Annotated in this window: 22 protein-coding genes; 7 read left to right on the top strand and 15 right to left on the bottom strand. The window is 72.5% G+C overall.

Features of this window, described 5'->3' with window-relative positions:
• Window positions 1–48: 48 nt before the first annotated feature.
• The 6 genes from ACWGJO_RS11005 to clpS all read right to left on the bottom strand — a co-directional run bounded on the left by ACWGJO_RS11005 (window position 49) and on the right by clpS (window position 3,977).
• Entirely contained in the window at window positions 49–327 is a 279-nt protein-coding gene (locus tag ACWGJO_RS11005) for a MoaD/ThiS family protein (protein ID WP_030242903.1), read from the bottom strand.
• Between the two features lie 117 nt (window positions 328–444).
• Complete coding sequence (locus ACWGJO_RS11000) at window positions 445–564, bottom strand: putative leader peptide (RefSeq protein WP_387694855.1); 120 nt, start codon at window positions 562–564, stop codon at window positions 445–447.
• 139 nt (window positions 565–703) lie between these two features.
• On the bottom strand, window positions 704–1,135 hold the full coding sequence (locus ACWGJO_RS10995; protein WP_452183142.1) for a Mov34/MPN/PAD-1 family protein: 432 nt from the start codon (window positions 1,133–1,135) through the stop codon (window positions 704–706).
• Window positions 1,136–1,257: 122 nt separating this feature from the next.
• The gene (locus tag ACWGJO_RS10990) at window positions 1,258–2,646 is read right to left on the bottom strand and encodes an amino acid permease (protein ID WP_452183166.1); all 1,389 of its coding nucleotides are present in this window, start codon (window positions 2,644–2,646) and stop codon (window positions 1,258–1,260) included.
• 304 nt (window positions 2,647–2,950) lie between these two features.
• On the bottom strand, window positions 2,951–3,523 hold the full coding sequence (locus ACWGJO_RS10985; protein ID WP_452183141.1) for a DUF2017 domain-containing protein: 573 nt from the start codon (window positions 3,521–3,523) through the stop codon (window positions 2,951–2,953).
• 160 nt (window positions 3,524–3,683) lie between these two features.
• On the bottom strand, window positions 3,684–3,977 hold the full coding sequence (gene clpS, locus ACWGJO_RS10980; protein ID WP_452183140.1) for an ATP-dependent Clp protease adapter ClpS: 294 nt from the start codon (window positions 3,975–3,977) through the stop codon (window positions 3,684–3,686).
• Window positions 3,978–4,117: 140 nt separating this feature from the next.
• On the opposite strand from clpS, the gene ACWGJO_RS10975 reads away from it, so the two are divergent.
• The gene (locus ACWGJO_RS10975) at window positions 4,118–5,452 is read left to right on the top strand and encodes a nicotinate phosphoribosyltransferase (protein ID WP_452183139.1); all 1,335 of its coding nucleotides are present in this window, start codon (window positions 4,118–4,120) and stop codon (window positions 5,450–5,452) included.
• Window positions 5,453–5,666: 214 nt separating this feature from the next.
• Entirely contained in the window at window positions 5,667–6,257 is a 591-nt protein-coding gene (locus ACWGJO_RS10970) for an isochorismatase family protein (protein WP_452183138.1), read from the top strand.
• Between the two features lie 16 nt (window positions 6,258–6,273).
• Here ACWGJO_RS10970 and ACWGJO_RS10965 read toward each other — a convergent pair whose 3' ends face one another.
• Complete coding sequence (locus ACWGJO_RS10965; RefSeq protein ID WP_452183137.1) at window positions 6,274–7,281, bottom strand: hypothetical protein; 1,008 nt, start codon at window positions 7,279–7,281, stop codon at window positions 6,274–6,276.
• Between the two features lie 256 nt (window positions 7,282–7,537).
• On the opposite strand from ACWGJO_RS10965, the gene ACWGJO_RS10960 reads away from it, so the two are divergent.
• Together ACWGJO_RS10960 and ACWGJO_RS10955 are read left to right on the top strand one after the other, a co-directional pair.
• Entirely contained in the window at window positions 7,538–8,257 is a 720-nt protein-coding gene (locus tag ACWGJO_RS10960; RefSeq protein ID WP_452183136.1) for a hypothetical protein, read from the top strand.
• Window positions 8,258–8,923: 666 nt separating this feature from the next.
• Window positions 8,924–9,364 carry a hypothetical protein gene (locus ACWGJO_RS10955; RefSeq protein ID WP_452183135.1) on the top strand — a complete coding sequence of 147 codons (441 nt, stop codon included), beginning with the start codon at window positions 8,924–8,926 and terminating at the stop codon, window positions 9,362–9,364.
• A 33-nt stretch (window positions 9,365–9,397) separates the two neighbouring features.
• On the opposite strand, the gene ACWGJO_RS10950 is transcribed toward ACWGJO_RS10955, so the two are convergent.
• Window positions 9,398–9,994, bottom strand: coding sequence for a DinB family protein (locus ACWGJO_RS10950; protein WP_452183134.1), 597 nt, complete (start codon window positions 9,992–9,994; stop codon window positions 9,398–9,400).
• A gap of 206 nt (window positions 9,995–10,200) precedes the next feature.
• On the opposite strand from ACWGJO_RS10950, the gene ACWGJO_RS10945 reads away from it, so the two are divergent.
• Window positions 10,201–10,782, top strand: coding sequence for a GNAT family N-acetyltransferase (locus ACWGJO_RS10945; protein WP_452183132.1), 582 nt, complete (start codon window positions 10,201–10,203; stop codon window positions 10,780–10,782).
• Here the strand turns inward: ACWGJO_RS10945 and mycP are convergent.
• The 4 genes from mycP to ACWGJO_RS10925 form a co-directional block, all read right to left on the bottom strand.
• Complete coding sequence (mycP, locus tag ACWGJO_RS10940; protein ID WP_452183131.1) at window positions 10,776–11,915, bottom strand: type VII secretion-associated serine protease mycosin; 1,140 nt, start codon at window positions 11,913–11,915, stop codon at window positions 10,776–10,778. The two genes, ACWGJO_RS10945 and mycP, sit on opposite strands and share 7 nt — an antisense overlap.
• Window positions 11,916–12,081: 166 nt before the next feature.
• Entirely contained in the window at window positions 12,082–13,533 is a 1,452-nt protein-coding gene (locus ACWGJO_RS10935) for a PPE domain-containing protein (protein ID WP_452183130.1), read from the bottom strand.
• Window positions 13,534–13,570: 37 nt separating this feature from the next.
• A complete protein-coding gene (locus ACWGJO_RS10930) occupies window positions 13,571–14,020 on the bottom strand; it encodes a hypothetical protein (protein WP_380545597.1) in 450 nt (149 codons plus the stop codon).
• 97 nt (window positions 14,021–14,117) lie between these two features.
• Entirely contained in the window at window positions 14,118–14,831 is a 714-nt protein-coding gene (locus tag ACWGJO_RS10925) for an endonuclease V (protein WP_452183129.1), read from the bottom strand.
• A gap of 222 nt (window positions 14,832–15,053) precedes the next feature.
• On the opposite strand from ACWGJO_RS10925, the gene ACWGJO_RS10920 reads away from it, so the two are divergent.
• Entirely contained in the window at window positions 15,054–15,371 is a 318-nt protein-coding gene (locus ACWGJO_RS10920) for a hypothetical protein (RefSeq protein WP_452183128.1), read from the top strand.
• A 36-nt stretch (window positions 15,372–15,407) separates the two neighbouring features.
• Here ACWGJO_RS10920 and ACWGJO_RS10915 read toward each other — a convergent pair whose 3' ends face one another.
• A complete protein-coding gene (locus tag ACWGJO_RS10915; RefSeq protein ID WP_452183127.1) occupies window positions 15,408–16,148 on the bottom strand; it encodes an RDD family protein in 741 nt (246 codons plus the stop codon).
• 74 nt (window positions 16,149–16,222) lie between these two features.
• On the bottom strand, window positions 16,223–17,872 hold the full coding sequence (locus tag ACWGJO_RS10910; protein WP_452183126.1) for an RDD family protein: 1,650 nt from the start codon (window positions 17,870–17,872) through the stop codon (window positions 16,223–16,225).
• A gap of 405 nt (window positions 17,873–18,277) precedes the next feature.
• Here ACWGJO_RS10910 and ACWGJO_RS10905 point away from each other — a divergent pair, with 405 nt between their 5' ends.
• Window positions 18,278–18,694 carry an SsgA family sporulation/cell division regulator gene (locus ACWGJO_RS10905; RefSeq protein ID WP_097237712.1) on the top strand — a complete coding sequence of 139 codons (417 nt, stop codon included), beginning with the start codon at window positions 18,278–18,280 and terminating at the stop codon, window positions 18,692–18,694.
• Between the two features lie 152 nt (window positions 18,695–18,846).
• On the opposite strand, the gene ACWGJO_RS10900 is transcribed toward ACWGJO_RS10905, so the two are convergent.
• Window positions 18,847–20,247 carry a glycosyltransferase 87 family protein gene (locus ACWGJO_RS10900; RefSeq protein WP_452183125.1) on the bottom strand — a complete coding sequence of 467 codons (1,401 nt, stop codon included), beginning with the start codon at window positions 20,245–20,247 and terminating at the stop codon, window positions 18,847–18,849.
• Between the last annotated feature and the right edge of the window lie 21 nt (window positions 20,248–20,268).

The following is a 20,268-nucleotide window of genomic DNA, read 5'->3' as shown; positions in this document are numbered from 1 at the left end:
GGGTGGAGAGGGCGGTTCCCCCGCCGTGCGGGCGGGGGAACCGGGAGGTCAGCGGGCGCCGCCGGCCACGGCGGGCAGGATGGTGACGCTGTCGCCGTCGGCGAGGGCGGTGGAGATGCCCTCCAGGAAGCGGACGTCCTCGTCGTTCAGGTAGACGTTGACGAAGCGGCGCAGCTCGCCGCCCTCGACCAGGCGGGCGGCGATGCCCGGGTGGCGGGCGTCGAGGTCGGTGAAGAGTTCCCCGAGGTTGCTGCCGTTGCCCTCGACGGCCTTGGCGCCGTCGGTGTAGGTGCGGAGGATGGTCGGGATGCGGACCTCGATGGCCATGAGTGCGCTCCTGGGCGAGTCGTGGAGTGAGTGGGCCGCGGCGGAGGCGGCGGGGCGGTCGCCCCGGGCTCGGCGTCGCCGGGGGCGGCGGGCCCGGGTGAGGTGGTGAAGCGGCTCTCAGCGCGAGCGCGCGGGCGTGCCGGGACAGATCGCACCGGCGTGCCGGCACAGGTCGATGTGCAGGCGCGCCACGAGGCGGATGCCCGGGGCCTGAGTGCTCACATCGACGGAACGCATGGACTCATCGTATAGATTCCCGGGCCCGCTCCGACATGGCTGTCTCGGGATCCGGATGTTCCTGTTCCCAGGGCTGAGACGGCAGCGGCCCGCCGCCCCTTCGGGAGGGGTCGGCGGGCCGCGTCCGCGGGGGTGCCGGTCAGACCGGGTAGGCCTCGACGACCTGCACGTCTTCCTCTGTGATCTCGCCGTCCACGATGCGGAACGAGCGGAACTGGTACGGGCCGCCCTCGCCCTCGCCCTCGGCGGTGGACACCAGGACGTAGTGGGCGAACGGCTCGGAGGCGTAGCTCACGTCGGTGCGCGAGGGGTAGGCCTCGGTGGCGGTGTGCGAGTGGTAGACGATCACCGGCTCCTCGTCCCGGTCGTCCATCTCGCGGTAGAGCTTGAGCAGGTCGCCCGAGTCGAACTCGTAGAAGGTGGGCGAGCGGGCGGCGTTGAGCATCGGGACGAACCGCTCGGGCCGGCCGCTGCCGGCCGGTCCGGCGACCACGCCGCAGGCCTCGTCCGGGTGGTCGGCGCGGGCGTGGGCCACGATCCGGTCGCGGAGTTCTCGGGTGATGGTCAGCATGCGGGCCAGGATAGCCACGCCCCGGCGGCTGTCCGCCTGGGCGTCCGAGGCGCGGTCGGTGGGTGTCCACGTCCGGCCGACGGGTGTCCGCGTCCGGACCGTGGCGCCGGGGCCGGGCCCGGTCAGCGGGCGTCCAGACTCCCGTCACCGGCGGGCAGCTTGCCGTCACCGGCGGGCTGCCGGTCCGCGGCGACGCCGTGGAGGGCCAGCGGGTCGCGGCGCTTGAGCACCTGGTAGCCGACCACCAGCAGCACGGCCCAGCACGGGAAGACGAACAGCGAGATCCGGTTGTCCCGGTCCAGGCCGATCAGCACCACGACCAGGGCGAGGAAGGCGAGCGCGGCCCAGCTGACCCAGGTGCCGCCGGGCGCCTTGAAGGTGGGCGCCGGCAGGTGACCGGCCCGCCAGGCCCGGCGGTAGCGGATCTGGGAGATCAGGATCATCGCCCAGGTCCACAGGCCGCAGACCGTGGCGACCGAGGTGATGTACTCGAACGCCCGCGCCGGGACGACGCCGTTGAGCACCACGCCGATCCCCATCAGCAGACAGGAGACGGTGATCGCGAAGGCCGGGGTGCGGCGGGAGTTGAGCCTGGTGAGCCGTCCCGGGGCCTGGCCGCGCAGTGCGAGGTCGCGCAGCATGCGGCCGGTGGAGTACATCCCGGAGTTGCAGGAGGAGAGCGCGGCGGTGAGCACCACGAAGTTGATGATGCCGGCCGCCGCCGGGATGCCGATCTTGCCGAAGGCGGCGACGAACGGGCTGACGCCGGGCCGGAATTCGGTCCACGGCACGAGCGAGAGGATGACCACCAGCGCGCCGATGTAGAACAGCATGATCCGCCAGGGCAGGGTGTTGATGGCCCGCGGCAGGGTCTTCTCGGGGTTCTCGCTCTCGCCCGCGGTGACGCCGACGAGTTCGACGCCCAGGTAGGCGAACATGACGATCTGAAGGGTCATCACGGTGGAGCCGATGCCCTGGGGGAAGAAGCCGCCGTCCTGCCAGAGGTGACCGAGCGACGCGGTGTCACCGGCCTTGCTGAAGCCGAGGGTCAGCACCCCGACGCCGATCAGGATCATGCCGATGATGGCGGTGACCTTGACCATGGAGAACCAGAATTCGATCTCGCCGAACAGCTTCACCGAGATCAGGTTGGCCGCGTAGAGCAGGACCAGGAAGGTCAGCGCACTGACCCACTGCGGTATGTCGGGCGCCCAGAACCGCACGTAGACGGCGGCGGCGGTGGTCTCCGCCATGCCGGTGACGACCCAGAACAGCCAGTACGTCCAGCCGGTCACATAGCCGGCGAAGGGGCCGAGGAACTCCCGGGCGTACTCGGCGAAGCTGCCGGAGACCGGTCGGTAGGTGAGCAGTTCGCCGAGCGCCCGCATGATCACGAAGATCACCAGGCCGGCGACGGCGTAGGAGAGGATCAGGCTCGGGCCGGAGCGGGAGATCGCGGTGCCGGCGCCGAGGAACAGGCCGGTGCCGATCGCTCCGCCGATCGCGATCATCTGGATCTGGCGGCTGCCGAGCCCGCGCTCGTAGCCTTCGCCGTCCGCCGCGCTGTCGACCCTTTCGTCGTACAACTTCTCGGCCACTGTGCACCGTCCTGGTCGGTCTCGGGGGTGGAGAAGTCGTACCACGCGAAGTTCGGACAGCGGTGTCCATCTGAGCGTTATTTGAGCATGACCTGGTATGGTTTGCCCGATTTTCATAAGAAATGCCCCGACCAATCGTCCGCATTTTGGACGAAACGGCCGGGGCTTGCCCGGAATCGGGCAGGATCACTCACCCAAGGGACGGGTCCGCTCGGACTCAGTCCGCCATGGCCTCCAGCAGCGACTCCTGCAGGGCCCCCAGCCACAGGTACGCCATCACCAGCGGCTTGCGCTCGTCGCCGTCCGGCAGCTCGTAGAGACCGTCCTCGTCGTCCTCGGTGACCTCCAGCCGAACGCCGACGGCCAGCCGCAGGTCGTTCAGCGCGCCCAGCCAGCGCCGACAGTCGGGCGCCGCCAGCTTGAGCACCCCGCCGTCGCCGAGGCCGTCCAGCGCCCGGACCACGAACAGCGCGTCGTCCCGCTTGCGGGCCCGCAGGTCCAGCTCGGTGAAGCGGCGGAACTCGCCGGACGCGACCCTGGCCTCCTCGTCCTCCGGCTTCCCCGGGTCGCCGTAGGCGTCCGGGAAGAGCCGGGCCAGCGCCGGGTCGGCGGGAGCCTCGGTCGGACCCTCGGCGAACAGCGCGGCCAAGGGGTCGTCACCCTCCCCGCCCGGGCCGGGGCCGATCAGCTCCAGCAACTGCACTTCCAGCGAGCGCAGGATGGAGGCCTCCCACTCGTCCAGCGCGATCGCCGCGCCGCCACCGCCGGCACTCTCGAACAACCCAGCCATCTGTATCGGTCAGCCCGTCTTCGTCGTCTTCGGTCGTACGGCCGGCGGTCCGGCACCCGTCGGGCCGGCCCCGGCCGCCTGTGCGCCGGTCGCGCCGGCGCCCGTCCCGCCGGCGCCGGTCGGTCCGGCGCCGGTCGGTCCGGCGCCGGTCGGTCCGGCGTCAGTCGTGCTGCAGTGTCGCCCAGAGGCCGTAGCCGTGCAGCGCCTGGACGTCGCGCTCCATCTCCTCGCGGGAACCGCTGGAGACCACCGCCCGGCCCTTGGTGTGGACGTCCATCATCAGCTTCCGGGCCTTGTCCTTCGGATAGCCGAAGTAGGCCTGGAAGACGTACTGGACGTAGCTCATCAGATTGACCGGGTCGTTGTGCACGATGGTCACCCAGGGCGTGTCCGGCTCGGTCACCGGCACCCCCTCGACCTCCGGGCGCTCGATCTCCACGGGCGCGACGCTCAAGCCGGGTCCTCCTCGCTGCACAGTCGTCCGTAACCCCTCATGCCCCATGCTGCCATCCGGGGGACACCCCGGCGATTCCGGCCCGGCACGCTCGCCGAGAAATCGTCACTCTGACGCTAAGTGGTAGTAGCATCATCCGTATGGACGCCACTTCCGTGCGCGCGGCCGGCTCGACCGCGCTGCTCACCGACCGCTATGAGCTCACCATGCTGCAGGCCGCCCTGCGCAGCGGGGCCGCGCACCGCCGCTCCGTCTTCGAGGTCTTCACCCGCCGCCTGCCGAGCGGCCGCCGATACGGCGTCATGGCCGGCACCGGTCGGGTCCTGGACGCCGTCGAGAACTTCCGCTTCACCACCCCGCAGCTGGACTGGCTGGCCGACCAGGACGTGGTCGACGAGACCACCCTGCGCTTCCTCGCCGACTACCGCTTCCGCGGCGACATCCACGGCTACCCCGAGGGCGAGGTCTACTTCCCCGGCTCGCCGCTGCTCACCGTCGAGGGCAGCTTCGCCGAGGCCGTGATCCTGGAGACGGTGATCCTCTCGATCCTCAACCACGACTCGGCCATCGCCGCCGCCTCCTCCCGGATGACCGCCGCCGCCGGCGGCCGCCCGGTGATCGAGATGGGCGCCCGCCGCGCCCACGAGCACGCCGCCGTCGCCGCCGCCCGAGCGGCCTACGTGGCCGGCTTCGCCGCCACCTCCGACCTGGAGGCCGGCTTCACCCACGGCATCCCGACCACCGGCACCGCCGCCCACGCCTTCACCCTGGTGCACGACAGCGAACGGGACGCCTTCACGGCGCAGATCGCCTCCATGGGCAAGGGCACCACGCTGCTGGTCGACACCTTCGACCTGCGCGAGGCCGTGCGCACCGCCGTCGAGGTGGCCGGCCCCGAACTGGGCGCCGTCCGGATCGACTCCGGCGACCTCACCCTGCTGGCCCACCGGGTCCGCCGCCAGCTGGACGAACTCGGCGCCGACCGGACCAGGATCATCGTCACCTCGGACCTCGACGAGTACGCGATCGCCGCCCTGGCCGCCGCACCGGTGGACGGCTACGGCGTCGGCACCAGCCTGGTCACCGGCAGCGGCCACCCGACCTGCGCGATGGTCTACAAGCTGGTCGCCCGCGCCGAGACCGAGGGCGGACCGATGGTGCCGGTCGCCAAGCGAGCGGCCGGCGGCAAGACCAGCATCGGCGGCCGCAAGTGGGCGGCCCGCCGGCCCGACGCCGACGGCGTCGCCGAGGCCGAGGTGGTCGGCACCGGACCCGTCCCGGACGGGCTGCGCCCGCACCTGATGCAGGTGCCGCTGGTGCTCGACGGCGAGACCGTCGGCCGGGAACCGCTGAGCGCCGCCCGCGAACGGCACGTGCGCGCCCGCGCCGCCCTGCCGCTGTCGGCCACCCAACTGTCCAAGGGCGACCCGGTGCTGCCGACCGAACTGGTCCTGCCCGCCGGGCCGGCCCACTGACCGGAGCCCGGGGCCGGGACCGGCCCACCGGACCGGCCCCGGGGGCTTCCGCCCCCGCGCGCCACTCCCTACAGTCGACCGTAGAGTTCCCCGAGTTCCCCCGGAGCTCCCCGAGTACCCCCCGCGCCCGCAGCGGCCGGGCCGCGTACTCCCGAGGGCTCCCCCCACCGGGGCGCCGCCTCCCGCGGGCCCCCGAGATCCGAGGATGCGAGCCATGCACCGGGCACTGATCGTCGTCGACGTGCAGAACGACTTCTGCGAGGGCGGCAGCCTGGCCGTCGCCGGCGGCGCCGAGGTGGCCGCCGCCATCACCGACCTGATCGCCGAGTCCTCCCCCGGCTACCACCACATCCTCGCCACCCGCGACCACCACATCGACCCGGGCGACCACTTCTCCGCCGAGCCGGACTACGTCGACAGCTGGCCGCCGCACTGCGTGGCCGGCACCGAGGGCGTGGGCTTCCACCCCAACTTCGCACCCGCCGTCATCTCCGGCGCGGTCGAGGCGGTCTTCGACAAGGGCGCCCACTCGGCGGCGTACAGCGGCTTCGAGGGGCTGGACGAGAACAACCGCGGTCCGGTGGAGTGGCTGCTCGAGCGGCAGGTCGACCAGGTCGACGTGGTCGGCATCGCCACCGACCACTGCGTCCGGGCGACCGCGCTGGACGCGGCCCGGGCGGGCTTCACCACCCGGGTGCTGCTGGACCTCACCGCCGGGGTCGCCGCGGAGACCACCGCCGCCGCGCTGGCGGAGCTGCGGGCGGCCGGGGTCGAGCTGGTCGGCACACCGCTGGTCCGTCCGTAGCGGCTCCCGGGGCCGCTCACACCACCAGCAGCTCCACCACGTCCGTCCCGCCGGCCCGGTACGCCTCGCGCAGTTCGCCGCCGACCGCGTCCGGGTCGGCGGCCAGCCGGGCCCCGCAGACGTACACCACGCGGACGCCCAGGTACTCCATCCGGTGCTGGCCGCCGCGCACCCAGGCGGCCTCGCCCTCGCTCACGCAGCGCAGCTCCGAGTCCACCTCCACCGCGACGCCCCGCTCCGGCCAGTAGAGGTCCGGGACGGCGATGTACGTACCGCCGCGCATCCGCAGCTCGGGGGCGCTCAGCGGCGCCGGCAGCAGCCACTCGTCCACCAGGACCCCCAGCCGCTCCAGCACCAAATCCCGCTCGGTGGCCAGCAGTTCGTCCAGCGCGGCACGCACCCGCGGCTCGCAGGTCAACCCGGAGTCGGTCAGCTCGGCCACCAACTCCCGCACCGTGCAGTGGTTCCCGGGCAGAGCGAGGGCCTCCCTCAGCACCTCGCGCACCGGAGCCGGGCCGCCCGACGGCTCCGCCGTCCACTCGACCAGCGCGTCGGCCACCGCCCGGGCCACCGGCGCACAGGCCAGCCCGTGCACCGAGCGGGCCACCAACTCCCGTTCGGTGCGCCGGATCCGGACCTCACCGACGTCCTTCAGCCGGCGCTGCCGGGGCACCAGGACGTCCACTCCCGTCACCGCGGGCAGCCGGGGCACGACGGTGAAGCCGTACAGCGCCAGCGCGGCCGTGCCGGTGATCACCGCACCCTCCCGGCGACCCTCCTCGCGACCGTTCTGCGCGGCGTACAGCAGCGCGGCCCACATCCGCTGCTCGGGGGTGGGCTCGGCGGCCTGCAGCAGGTAGACCCTGGGCAGCATCCGCTGCCAGGGTCCGCCCCGGCGGCAGTGCTCGGTGATGATCCGGGCCGGCACGCCCCGGGCGCGCAACTGGCTCGCGGTGACGACGTTCTGCTGACGCTTCGCCAGCTCTTCCAGGGACGGCGGCGGCATCGGAATCCGGTAGCTCATGCCGACACCATCCCCAACCCCCGGGACCCGCGACCGGGCCCCTGACGCACTGTTACCCAACCGTCGCGAAACCGGGATCAGCCCGCACTAAAGTCCTCATACCCTCACTCATTTGGAGTAATTGACGCTCATCAGGTTGTCATATGTGATCGAAAACGATCGTCGACCTGGTCGCCTGACCCAGAGTGATCAAAGGCATACGGCGAGGGATGCCCAAGGCGTCAATCCCGCCCCGGGGATTGCCTAGGCTTACGTCATGTCACGTGACGAGACCGCCGGCCTCCGCGCGGCCCAGCTCCGCCTCGGCCGCCTGCCCGGATACGTCCGCCGCCCGGACCCCGCCCGCCGCAGCGGCGAAAAGGGCCATACGTACAAGAAGGGCTGGGAGGTCCGCTTCACCGCCCGCAGTGAAGCCGAGATAGCAGAGATCCGCGACCTCGTGGTCGCCGCCGGGTTCGCCCCGGCCAGGCCCTTCTTCAAGGGCCATCAGCTCATCCAGCCCGTCTACGGCATGGCCGCCGTACAGGCCTACCTGGCCGCTAGACAGGCTGCCGAGGAACACGCCGCCCGGGCCGCGCTCGGCCGCCGGCGACGGACCCCGGAGCAGCCCGCCGGGGAGCACGCCCCCGGAGCCGTCACGGGCGGCGGACACACCCCGGGGCCGCACACTCCGGGGACGCACCGCTCCGGGGCGCTCTCCGCCGGTCCGCACGGCTCCGGTCCACATGCCTCCGGGTCGCTCTCCGTCGGTCCGCACGGCTCCGCAACGCACGGCTCCGGGACGCACGCCGCAGGCGCCGCGCACCGGCGCGAGCGCGAGGAGGCCGCCGCCGGAGCAGCCGCGGCGACTGCGGCCGCGGCCGCAGCCGTGGCACAGGCGGCCCGGCGACGGGCCGTCGAAGCCTTCCCGACCCAGGTCGAGCGGGACACCGCCGTCGACCGGATCACCCCCGCGGAGGCCCGTACGACCTCCTGACCGGCGGTCGCTCCGCCCACCCTCCCGCCCCGGCCGGCCCCGTTCGGACCGGTTCCGTTCGGACCGGTTCCGTTCAGGCCGGTCCCGTTCAGGCCGCCGGGGCGCGGTCGATGTACCCGGCGGCGCCCGGCCGCCACGGAACCGCCCCGACGCGCGGCCGAGTGCCCGGCCCGCCACATCGGCCGTCCACCGCGTCCGCAGCGCGCCCACTCCGCGCACGCCGTCAACGCCACGCGCACGACCGTCACCGTGATGACGACCGTCTCCCCGTCCGTGGTGATCTCCGCGACGATCGTGAGTGCGGTTGTGCGGGTGGTTGTGCGGGCGCAGGTTCGCGCCCTGAGCGTGGACGCCAGCCTCCTCAGGCCCTACGGTGTCACATCAACTGCCTTGCAGCCAAAGCCGTCCTACACGCTCTGACCAGCTGCGACACGCTCGCACCTACGAGTCCCCCGCCACTGCGCAGTACTGCCCCGCCGGCCCTCGCCGGCCACCTTCCCGGCCGTCCCGCCGCCGCGCCGCACCCGGTCTCCACCGGAACCGGCCTGGCGGCGGCGGGTTCCGGGCATTCCATCGGATTGGTCACCCAGCGCACCGAGGGCCTACCGTAGAGTGAGCACAGATGATCGACCCTCAGAAACCCATCTCCCTTTCCGAGAAGCCGAGATGACCAACCGTCACGAGAGTTCCGCCGAGCCGCCCCCGGGGCCCGGCGAGCCGGCGGACGTACCACTGGAGTTCACCGCGTTCTGCGAACTCCACCGCCCCCGGCACCTCAGCTATGCGCGCGTATGGCTGACCGAGCACGCCGCCGCGGCCATCGCCGTCCAGCAGGCCTTCGCGGAAATCGCGGTGCACTGGCGGGAGTTGATGGGCAGCTCCAACCCGACCGCGCACGCCTGGGAGATCCTGCGGGGCACCGTCGCCGAACACACCCGCCGGGTGACCGCCGACCCGGACCGGCACCCGGCCGAGGACGACCTGGCGATCCTGCACTACGTCGTCGGCCTCGCCGCCCCCGAGATCGCCGACGTCATCGGCACCGACGCCGCCAGCGTGGCCGGACGGCTGCGCCGCACCATGCTGCGCGAGGCCTCCGGCTGGTGACCCCGCGCCCCCGCCGCCGCCCCCGGCCCGGCCTCAGACCCGTTCGCCCGTCACGTCGAACAGATGGTGCACCGGGTCGTGGATCAGGTACCGGGCGAACGACTCGACCGTGAACCGCGCCCCGTCACTGCGGTTCCCGGTCCGCCCCCACTGCTCGCCGGCCACCCGCTCGAAGGCCCCGGCAAGCCTCTCCGCGGCCTCCGCCAGCTCCCCGGCCACCACCTTCGGGTCCTGCTCCCCGTAGCGCTCTGCGACGGCCGTGTCGTCCTGGTCCCAGTTCGGGAACAGCGGGTCCTCCCGGTCCAGCATCAGGCCCAGCCGGACCTCGAACAGCCGGAAGACGTCCCGGACGTGGCACGCGTACTCCAGGTCCGACCACACCCCCGCGGCGGGCCTGCGGCGCAGTCCGTCCACCTCCCCCGCCAGCACCGTCAGCCAGCCCTCCGCATTGGCCCGGACCATCCCGGCAACGTCCTCCCGGACCACCCGCGGAGTGTCCAACCCGCAGTCGGGACAGGGGCGTTCCAACACCCAGGTCCAGTCCTTGGTGTCCGGGACGATCCCGGTGTCGGTGCCGTCGGTGGCGGCGATCGACGTGCTCTCGACCGGCGTGCTCTCAGAAGTGCTCATGGGCCCAGCATCTCCACCACCCGACAGGCCCCACCAGTGGCAATGACGCCAGCGATCGCCGAAATGCTGCCACCCCCGGCGCACCCACCGGCGCATTCCCTCATCACGCGCCCCCATCCCCCCGCGCGCTCCAGCCCGGTGCGCACCCGCACGACCCGGATCAAACACGTGGACGAACCAGAAACCGGCCCGCCATCCTGGACACCATGACCGCCGACACCACCAACCTCACCGACCTCGCCGCCCTCGCCGTGAAACCCACCCTGCACGGCCCCACCATCCGGCTCGTCCCCCTCGACGAACGGCACACCGACCCGATGTGGGAACTCTGCACCGACAAGACGACCAACCGGCTCACCGGCACCCGCACCGCCTTCACCCGCGACCGGATCCACCAGTGGTGCGCCACCCGCCCCGACCAGCCCGACCGCCTCGACCTCGCCGTCGAGGACCCCACCACCGGCCGCTTCCTCGGCGAAACCGCCCTCACCGACGTCGACCCCGACAACTCCTCCGCCGGCTTCCGGATCGCCCTCACCCCGGACAGCACCGGCCGCGGCATCGGCACCGAGAGCACCCTCCTGGTCCTGCGCCACGCCTTCGAAACCATCCGCCTCAACCGCGTCCACCTCGAAGTCTTCGAGTACAACGAACGCGCCGCCCACGCCTACCGCAAATCCGGCTTCACCCTCGAAGGCCGCTCCCGCCAGGCCCACCACTGGGACAACCGCTACTGGGACATCCTCCAGATGGCCGCCCTACGCGACGAATGGCTCGCCATTCACTGATACAACCCCCCACCAGCCGCCCCCCGCCGCCGCCGCGCCCGCACCACGAACGCCACGACGCCACCGACCACCAACACCAAACCCCCGGCCGCCACCCCCACCACGACCCCCAACCCGCTCCCGCTGCTCCCGCCACCATCAGCCCCCGGGGCGACAGCCTCCTCCGAAACCCCATCCGTCGGATCGTCCACCGGCGGTGCCCCCTGCGACTCCTTCCGCCCCACCAGCGGATTCTCCCGAGGCCCGTTGTCCACGGCAGGATTCGCCTCCAACGCCTTCGCCGGCGCCAGAACCCCGAACCCGTACCGGTCACTCGGCACCGCCGAACCGTCCGCCGGAGGAGTGGCCGTCTTGATCATCCGATTGACCACCTGCCCCGCCGACAGGTTCGGGTACTTCGCCCTGATCAACGCCGCAGTGGCGGACACGTAGGCGACACCATCGGACGTCCCCTGGCTGATTCCGTAGCTCGACGTGGACTTCGCCGACGAGTGGTAGATCTCAACGCCGGGAGCCGCCAGGGTGGTCTCGGGCCCTGGAGTCGCCTTCTCCCACAGCCTCCCTTGCTCGTCAACTGCAGTCGCAGCGACGACACCAGGGAAGGCAGCTGGGTACTCCACTGTCTTGCCGTCGCCGTTCCCGGCCGCCGCTACGAGCACGACGTCCTGGGATACTGCGTACTTGATCGCATCGCGTGCCTGTGAATCAAACCGCGAGTACCCGCCGAGCGACATGTTGATGACCTTGGCTCCCTTGTCGGTTGCATACCGAACAGCGAGCGCGATGTCCGACTGGTCCAGGTTCGGAGACTCCCCATTGGTCCTGATACGCACCGGAAGAATCCTGGCCTTCGGCGCAAGGCCCATCACCCCGGCCCGATCTCCGTGACCGTGCCCGGCAATGATGCTGGCGATCCCGGTGCCATGGCCGAGGTCGTCCACCCGGCCGTCGGTCTTCGCACCGGAGAAGTCGGCTCCTGGCAGGACCTGCCCCGTCAGGTCCTGGTGGTCCTGCATCACCCCGCTGTCCACCACCGCAACGACGACGCCCTCCCCCTGACTCTGCGACCAGACCTTGTTCTCGACGTCAAAGGAGCGGAGAACCCATTGCGAGTCCCGTACTTGATCAGCCACTCCCGGAGTAACAGCCATTCCCCAGAGCAGGGTCCCAGCAGTCAGCACACCAGCAACGCGTACCAGTCGGCCACTCGACATGTTCAACCCCAGTCAGCAAGGCGCCCCTAGGCTCTCCGTCCTGCGGGACAACAGATCCGCCAGTCCGCACGTCGGCGGAGATCAATCATTCCACCACGTTCGGATTGGCTTTCCTGTCCGGCTCCCATGTCTCGGCATCCTCCACGAGGTAGTCGGGGCGCTTGCCGTCCTTCCTCTTGCCGACCCCTCCGCGTCGAGCATCCCCTGCACCCATCACAGGGCCCATTCCACCCGTCGTGCCGGGCAATGGCTCCGTCCTGACCCGGTTGCGGGCTCCGAGTCCCGACCCCCCCTCGGTGAACGCCTGTCGGCCGCCCTCGCGACCGACCGTACGACCACCGCCTTCGGCGACACCGCCGGTCTTCCCCGAGCCACTTCCCCCGGAACGCGCGTCCGACGCAGCCCGGCCCCCCTGCTCGATACGGCCGCCCACCACATCACTCGAACCGAAAGGCCGCCCGGAGCGCGGAGCCGGGCCGACCACCTCCCCGTCCTTACCGGCCATGCTCTTGGGTCCGGAGCCCCCGACGATCTCACCGATTGCTCGGACCGGCATGCCGACGACCGGCCCCGGGGCCCCGTTCGGTGAACCGGGACCACCGCTGGCCGCACTGGGAAGCCCAGTGGTGGAAGGCGTGGTCACCGACGTGTTCGGGGTCGTCATGACAGACGTGCCGTTGATCCCTGTGCCAGGCCCGGTGCTGATCCCCGGACCGGACGCCGGCTTGTTCGAGGCTGCGGAGCCGATCGGCACCGCCGACGGAAGTGGCTTGGGCGTCGCTTGTGCGGTGCCTCCCTTAATCCCCGCGTCGGTCGGCGCGGTTGCACTCACCGCGTTGGACCTCGGGGTAGCCGATCGACCTGACGCCCTCCCAGCCGTGATCCCGGAACCGCCCTTTACCACAGGCCCCACTCGGTCTCCCGTGGCCATCATCCCGGCCATCACGGCCCCTGTGGCCGCAGCCGAACCACTCGGATCATCGGGGTTCGTGACATCGCGGTCCTGGCCTCGAACCGGGTCCGTCGGCGGCCTCTTCGCATCCAGTGGCGGCGGGGGCTTCAGGGCCGGGGTGGCGATGCGGTAGTGCATGGCGAGGGTTTGCATGATGGCGGCCGCTTCGGCCTTTTTGCGGTCGGCGAGGGGGAGGTGTTCGTCGTCGTCGCCGAAGAGGGCGTCGCCGACGGTGTCCTTGACCTTGTCCCAGTTGCCGGGTTCCTCGGGCATGTCGCGCTTGGCCTTGGCCATGGCTTCGGAGGCGGTGTGGAGGATGTTGGCGGCGTCGTTGGCGTAGGCGGCGGCGTTGTTGATGCTGGCGGCGAGGGTGAGCATGCGGGTGTGGAAGGCGTCGCTGGTGGTGCCTTCCCAGGAGGTGGCGGCTTCGGTGCTGGCTTTGGTGAGGGTCTGGCGGATCTGTTTGAGGGTGTCGGCGGCCTTGCGCCAGGGGTCTCCGGCGGCCATCACCGCGCCGGGGTCGAGGGCCTGTGCCATCGTGCGGAGCTGGGCGTGGCTGTACTTGGTGAAGTCGGTGTAGACCACGGGCGGTCGGCCTCCGTTCGGTCCGGGCGGGCGGCGGTCAGACGGTGGCGTTGCCGCGGGTGGACGGGGTGAGGTTCTGCTGGGCCGCGGCCTGGCTGCCGGCGGAGGGGTGGGCGACGGACCAGCCGTCGTCGCCGAGTTTGAGTTTCGCGGCGGCGTGCTGGTCCTGCTCCTCGTAGTTGGTGGCGGTGAGGTCGGCCTTCTGCTGGGCCTCGTTCACGGCTTCCTGGAGCTGGTTGAGGACGTCGCGCAGCGCGTCCCGCATGGTGCCGTAGCGGCCGTGGATCTCGGTGGCTTCGGCGAAGGTGCCGAAGGCGTTCTTGCCGATGCCGCTGCGGCCGTGGGTGTCGCTGCCGTCGGCGTGTTTCTGGAAGTCGGCGAGCAGCAGCCGTACTTGGCCGGCGAAGGCGCGGAGTTGTTCGACTTCGATGCGGTAGCCCTGTCCGGCTCCGCCGGTCGATCCGGTACCGGTGGTCCCTGATCCCATTTCGGCGCCTCCCCCGTGCGTCCGTCCCTGGCGGTCGGGGCCGGGCCCCGGTGTCCCATGTCTAACACACCGGGCCCGAATCCCGCCCGGGGCTTGGTCAGTTCGCGGTCGTCCCGGTCTGTTGGGCGTTGGCGAGGGCGCGTCGGCAGAGCGAGTCGGCGTGCCGGGTGGTTTCGGGGAGGCGGTAGTGGCGGGCGAGGTGGAGGGTGGTGCGGACGGCGGTGTCGAGGCCGGTGCGGTGGCCGACGGAGACGAAGACGGGTTTCACGCCTTCCCTGGTGCGGACGGCGCGGCCGACCTCCTCGCCGGTGGCGGGGTCGGTGAGCGGGGTCCAGGAGCCGCGGGGCGCGTCGGGTTCGTGGTGGTCGAAGGTGAAGGGGGTCTTGGCGACGCCGAGGGTGCGCAGTCCGGTGAGGACGCCGAGGTGGCTGGCGAGGCCGAGGCGGCGGGGGTGGGCGAGGCCGTAGCCGTCGCAGACGACGAGGTCGGGGGTGCGGGTGAGTGCGGCCAGTGCGTCGAGGACGGCGGGGAGTTCGCGGAAGGCGAGGAGTCCGGGGACGTACGGGAAGGCGATCCGGCCGACGGCGGTGGCCTGTTCGACGACGGCGAGGGTGTCGCGGTCGAGCAGGACGGCCGCGGCGGCGACGAGGTCGTGGTCGTCGTCGTAGGCGACGTCCACGCCGGCGACGAGCGCGTCGGGGCCCGGGTTGCCGGGGCCCTTGTCGTCGTGGGCCTGGACGAGCGGGCGCAGCCGCTCCTGTTCGGCGAGTGCCTCGGCCTCGGTGGTGGGCCAGTCGGCGGGGATGGGCATGGTCGGTTCCCCCGGGTGCGGTGGTGTGCGGCGGTACGTGGTGTCGACGGGTTTCGCCTCACCGTACCGACAGGGCCGGACGACCCCGGGGTGAGCCCGTGCGCCCCCTGTGCCCCCGCGTTCGGGGGCTAGCCTGGACGTACCCGTCTCCCCGCGGGGTAGGACCGCTGGAACCCGGCTCCATTCCCGCCCGTTTCCCCCGACGTGCGAAGGACCTCCGCCATGCCGCGCCCCTCCGTCGCCCAGGTCTGCCTCGGCTCGTTCACCGTCGTCGCCACCACGGTGGTGCTGCTGGCCGTTTCGGGTGCTTCGGGCGTCCTGGCGGTCGCGGTGCTGGTGGGGTTCGCGCTGGTGCTCGGCACCGTGGTGACGGTGCTTTCGATGTCCGCCGCCACCGCGAGGGCCGCCACCGCGAGGGCCGCGACCGTGGAGGACGCGACCGCGGGGGCCGCGACCGCGGAGGCGGGCGCCGCGGACCCGGCGCGGGCGTCCCGCCCCGCTGCGGGCGCCACCGGGCACGCGTACGCCCGGCAGCGCTGATCCGCCGCCGGGCGCCGGTGTGTCCTGCGCCGCCGCTCAGACCTCCGTGGTGACCACCACGGTCTTCGCGGCCTTGTCGTGCAGGCATTGCCGGTAGGGCTTGTCGAAGACGCCGAAGAACCCGTCGATGATCCACCAGAGCGCGGCACAGCAGAGCACGGCCGGGAGGATGAAGACGGCTGCGCGGGTCCAGGCGGCGGCCGGGGTCGGTTTGTTCCCGTCGACGAGCATGGCGACGCGGACCTTCGTCGCCTTCTTGCCGAGGGTCTGGCCGTCCCGGCTGAGCATCAGGGCCTCGTAGACGAGGTAGATGGCGCAGCCGAGCCAGAACGCCTCGGTGGAGCCGTTGCGCGTGCCGAGGTCGACGAAGGGCCCCACGATGATCACGGCGACGGCCTGTACCAGGAGGTAGTCAATCAGCCGGGCGAGGATCCGTTTGGGCCAGGTGCCGAGCGGCGGCATGCCGGGGACGGGGCCGGCACCGGGGGTGCCGTACGCGCCGGGGCCGTAGCCGTGGCCGTACCCGGGCGGCGTCCGGTCGTACGGGGGTTGGCCGTACGGGCTCTGACCGGGGGTCGGCTCGCCGTACGGGCTTCCGCCGTAGGTGCCCTGGTAGGCGCCGGGGCCGCCGGACGGCTCGTGGGGCGGCTCGGGGGACGGGGTCGGGCCCGACGGCTCGCCTTCCGGCGTGCCGCCGCCCGACTGCGGGGGCTGCTTGTCGAAGGAGGGCTTGCCGCCCCCCTCCGGCTGGGGGCCTGAGGGGTCGTGGGTGCTCATGACCCCGAGTAGAACATCACACATTCTCGATGCTTGGGACATTTTGTCCGTTTTGCACTGACCCCTACCGGCCCTCAGCCGCGCACCACCCGGGTGCGGGCCGCGCGGTCCTGCCACCCCCGCCGCGCCGTCCGGTCGAACACCGGCCAGACCAGGCCGAGCAGCAGCACCGTGCCGAGTTGCCGCACCGCCCACCGGAGGAGCGAGCGGCCGAGGCTCAGTCTGGTCCGGCCGGCCGGGGCGGCGGTGTCCACCACGCGGATCCGGGCCAGCCGCTTGCCGAAGGTCTGGCCGGTGCGGGCGACCGGCAGCACCTCGTAGAGCAGGCTGACGAACAGCAGGATGCCGATCAGGACGGCGATCTTGCCCAGCACCACGTCGTCCACCAGCCAGACCTGGATCTGACGCCGGCTGAGGGCGCTGGCCATCCGGGCCTGGTCGACCTTCTGCTGGAGGTGGTCGGTCACCGAGCGGCCGAGCGGAATCCCGGCGGCGACCGCGACCACCAGCAGCACGGCGGTGTCCACCGTCCGCGCCGCCAGGCGACGGCCGAGGCCGGCCGGCACGGCGACCCGGGCGGTCCGGGCGGTCCGGGCCGTACGGGCGGCCGCCCGGGAGGACGCGGTGGCAGCGGTGGCGGCGGCGGACGGGCGGGGCTGGACGGCGGTCTCCCGCGCCGTCCGTACGGCGGGCAGCGGGGCGGCGGAGGCCGCCGTGGTCCCGGCGGTCCCGGCGGTCGCAACCACCGGCTTCGAGGCGTCCGCAGCCGGGGCCGCGGCCGGGGTCTGGACCGGGGCCGGAACCGCCTTCTCGCCGACCACCGGCACCTGGCCCGAGGCCAGGACGGCCGGCACCGGCGTCTCCCGCACGGTCACCGCCGCGGCGGTGGCGCCGGCCGCGGCCAGTTCGACGGCAGCCGGAGCGCGCTCGGGCTCCGCACACCCCTCCTCCGCATCGAGCGCCTCCGGAAGCACCCCCCAGGAGACCCAGCGCGGGGCGTCGCCCGTCTCCATCAGGCCCGGCTGCGCCCGGGGATCGGCCTGCCACCCGGACTCCCCGACCACGGGCGCCGGCGCCGAACCCGAATCCCAGCCCAGGGCCGCGCCCATCCCCTTGACCGCCTCGGGCACCGCACCGACGGCCACCGGCTCCTCCAGGGCCCCGGGCAGCCCGGAGCCAACGAAGCCCGACGGCGCCACCGGCGAAACGCCCGACGAAACGCCCGGCCCGTCGACCGTCCGGAACACCGGCCCGCCGATCACCTCCGCCACCCGCGGCCCGAGCACGAAGGACGCCCCGCCCGAGGTCTGGTCGAAGTACACCGGCCCGGTGTCACCCCCACCCGCGGGCGGCCCGACCCGGACCTCCGCCACCGCCCCCGACACCACCGGCTCCGGGGCCATCCACTCCGGGGCCACCGGCTCCGGAGCCGCTGCCACCTCCGGGACCCCGGCCGGCTCCGGCACCACCGGCACCACCGGCACCACCGGCACCACCGGCGGCCGAACCGGCCGCACCGCCGCGCCGCCCGGGGCGGACCTCCGCGTCGCGTACCGGGGCGGCTGCAGCACCTCGCCCCCGTCGGGCGCGGGCCGGCTGGTGCCGGGCACCCAGGCCGAGCCGCCCCAGTACCGGACGAAGCCGGGGATGGAGGGGTCGGGATAGTAGCCGGGCTCGGGTGCGACGGCCGGGTCGCCGTCGGCGGCGAAGGGGCGGTCCGTCATGGGGGTCTTCTTTCCTGGCAGGTCCTGACGAGGACGGCGCGGGCCGGCCGGGCCCGACCACCGCAGACGCGTCCACGCGCGCGCACGACCCGGCGCGCGCCCTGCGCTCGGCGCGCGTGGGGGCGCCGCCGATGGGCGGACAGTCGCCGGACAGTCACAAAGGGTAGTACCTCACCGAAGCCGTGACGGAAAGTTCGCGATTCCCCGGACAGCAGGGGGTAGCTCAAGGTAGGGAACCCAGCGCACGACGTTTGCTCGCGCGCCGTGCCACCCGCCGTTCACCACCCTCACCAAACTTCCCGAAGAAATCCCGGAAACGTGTGTAAGAGCCGGTGCGGACCGCCCTCTCAAAGGTCACAGGGGCCCGGAACCGGGCACCACCCGAAGGCAGAGAGGAAGACGATCATGGAGCGTCCCGTCAGCGTCGTCGAGCACGAGCTGGAGCTCAACCTGGTGCTCTCGCCGGAGCACAGCGTCCCCGTCCCGGCCCGGCTGTCCTACGGCAGCCACGACCCGTACGCGGTGTACATCACCTTCCACCTGGACACCGGTTCGCCGGTGACCTGGGTGTTCGCCCGCGAGCTGCTGGTCGAGGGCACCTTCCGCCCGTGCGGCCAGGGTGACGTGCGGATCTGGCCGACCCGTTCGGGCCGGCGCAGCGTGCTCTGTCTGGCATTGAGCTCGCCCGCCGGGGACGCCCTGCTGGAGGCCCCGCTGCCGGCCGTCGCGGCCTGGCTGGAGCGGGCGCACCGGCTGGTTCCGCCGGGCAGCGAGCTGGCCGCACTGGACATGGACGGCTCGCTCGCCGAACTGCTCGCCTAGGCATGCGCCGCAGCGTGCACCGGCTCGTACACCAGCATCAGCACCCGAACCAGCACCAGCACCCGGACGAACACCCCCAGGAACGCGACCACGCCCGCAGGGACGAACGGCGGCAACGGGAGCAGGGAAGCAGGAGCGGCGCCCCCGCCGGCTCAGCGGGCCGCGGGGGCCTGCTGACGACCGCGGGCGGTGTCCGGCCCTCCGGCGTCCCGCTGTCCGGGCAGCCGGACCAGCGGCGCGCCGGCCGAACGCCGTCGGGCCCTTATCCGGACGGCGGCGGCGAGCAGGAAGCAGAGTCCGACCCACGGATAGACCGAGGTCGGCAGCTGGCGCCACGGTGACATGTCGAGGACGGCCAGGCCGACCGGCTTCGCGGCCCACATCGCGAAGGACAGGAACGCGACCAGCGTGGCCCAGAAAACGACCCGCCAGCGCAGCCGGCGGACACCGGCCGGGCGGGCGTGCTCGACCGAGGCCTCGGCGGCGAGCAGGACGAGCATCGGCACGCACCAGACCCAGTGGTGGGTCCAGCTGATCGGCGAGATCAGGACGGCGGTGACGGCCGCGCAGCAGACGCCCCAGGCCTCGGCCCGGGGCAGCCAGCGGCCGCTGCGCGCGGCCCAGGCGGAGACCGCGAGGCCCGCCAGCGCGATCAGGCCGGCCCCGAGGGTGGCGACGGTGCCGGGGTCGGCGCTGTGCAGCAGGCGGGCGAAGGCGCCGCGCATCGACTGGTTGTCGACGATCCAGGTCTTGCCGACCCGGGAGGAGTCGTAGAGGTACTTGGTCCAGAAGCCCCAGGTGGCGTCCGGCAGGACCAGCGCGCCGAGCAGGAAGGTGCCGAGGAAGGTGAGGCCCGCCACGAAGGCGGCCCGGATCCGACCGGTGATCAGCAGGTAGACCGCGAACAGGCCGGGGGTGAGCTTGATGCCGGCGGCGATGCCGATCGCCACGCCCTTGCTCCGCCGCCCGTCCGCACGGGTGAGGTCCCAGAGGATCAGGCAGGCCAGCGCGAGGTTGATCTGGCCGTAGCGGAGCGTGGTGAAGACCGGTTCGAGCCAGACCCCGAGGCCGGTCGCCAGGATCACGCCGATCGGCCGCAGCTCGCGGCGCGGCCAGCCGACCAGCTTGAAGGACAGGTGGGTCAGCAGGGCGAGCAGCCCGACGTTGCCGAGAGTGATCGCCACCCGGAGGAAGGGCAGCGGGAACCAGGTGGTCGGGACGAACAGCATCGCCGCGAACGGCGGGTACGTCGCGGGCAGGTTCCACTCGGTGACGCGCAGCGCGTACAGGTCGGTGCCGTTGGCCACGGCGGCGCCCTCGGCCCGGTAGACAATCATGTCCACCATCGAGGTGTGGACGAAGTGGCGGACCACCGCGTACACCAGCAGGGACAGCAGCGCCACGGCGGAGGCCGCCAGCAGCGGACGCCGGGGAGCCTCGCGCAACGCCCGGGCGGGGGCGCCGAGGGCCCGGCGCAGCCGGTCCGACAGGGGGGCGGGCGAGGGGTCGGGTGCGGTCCGCACCGGGCTGCGCTCGTCTTGCACCGCTGTCACTGTCCACTCCGTCCACGGCTC

It is taken from the genome of Kitasatospora sp. NPDC054795 (assembly GCF_053611565.1).
Note: the sequence above shows the minus strand (reverse complement) of the source record. Positions and strands in the feature narration are given on the sequence as shown.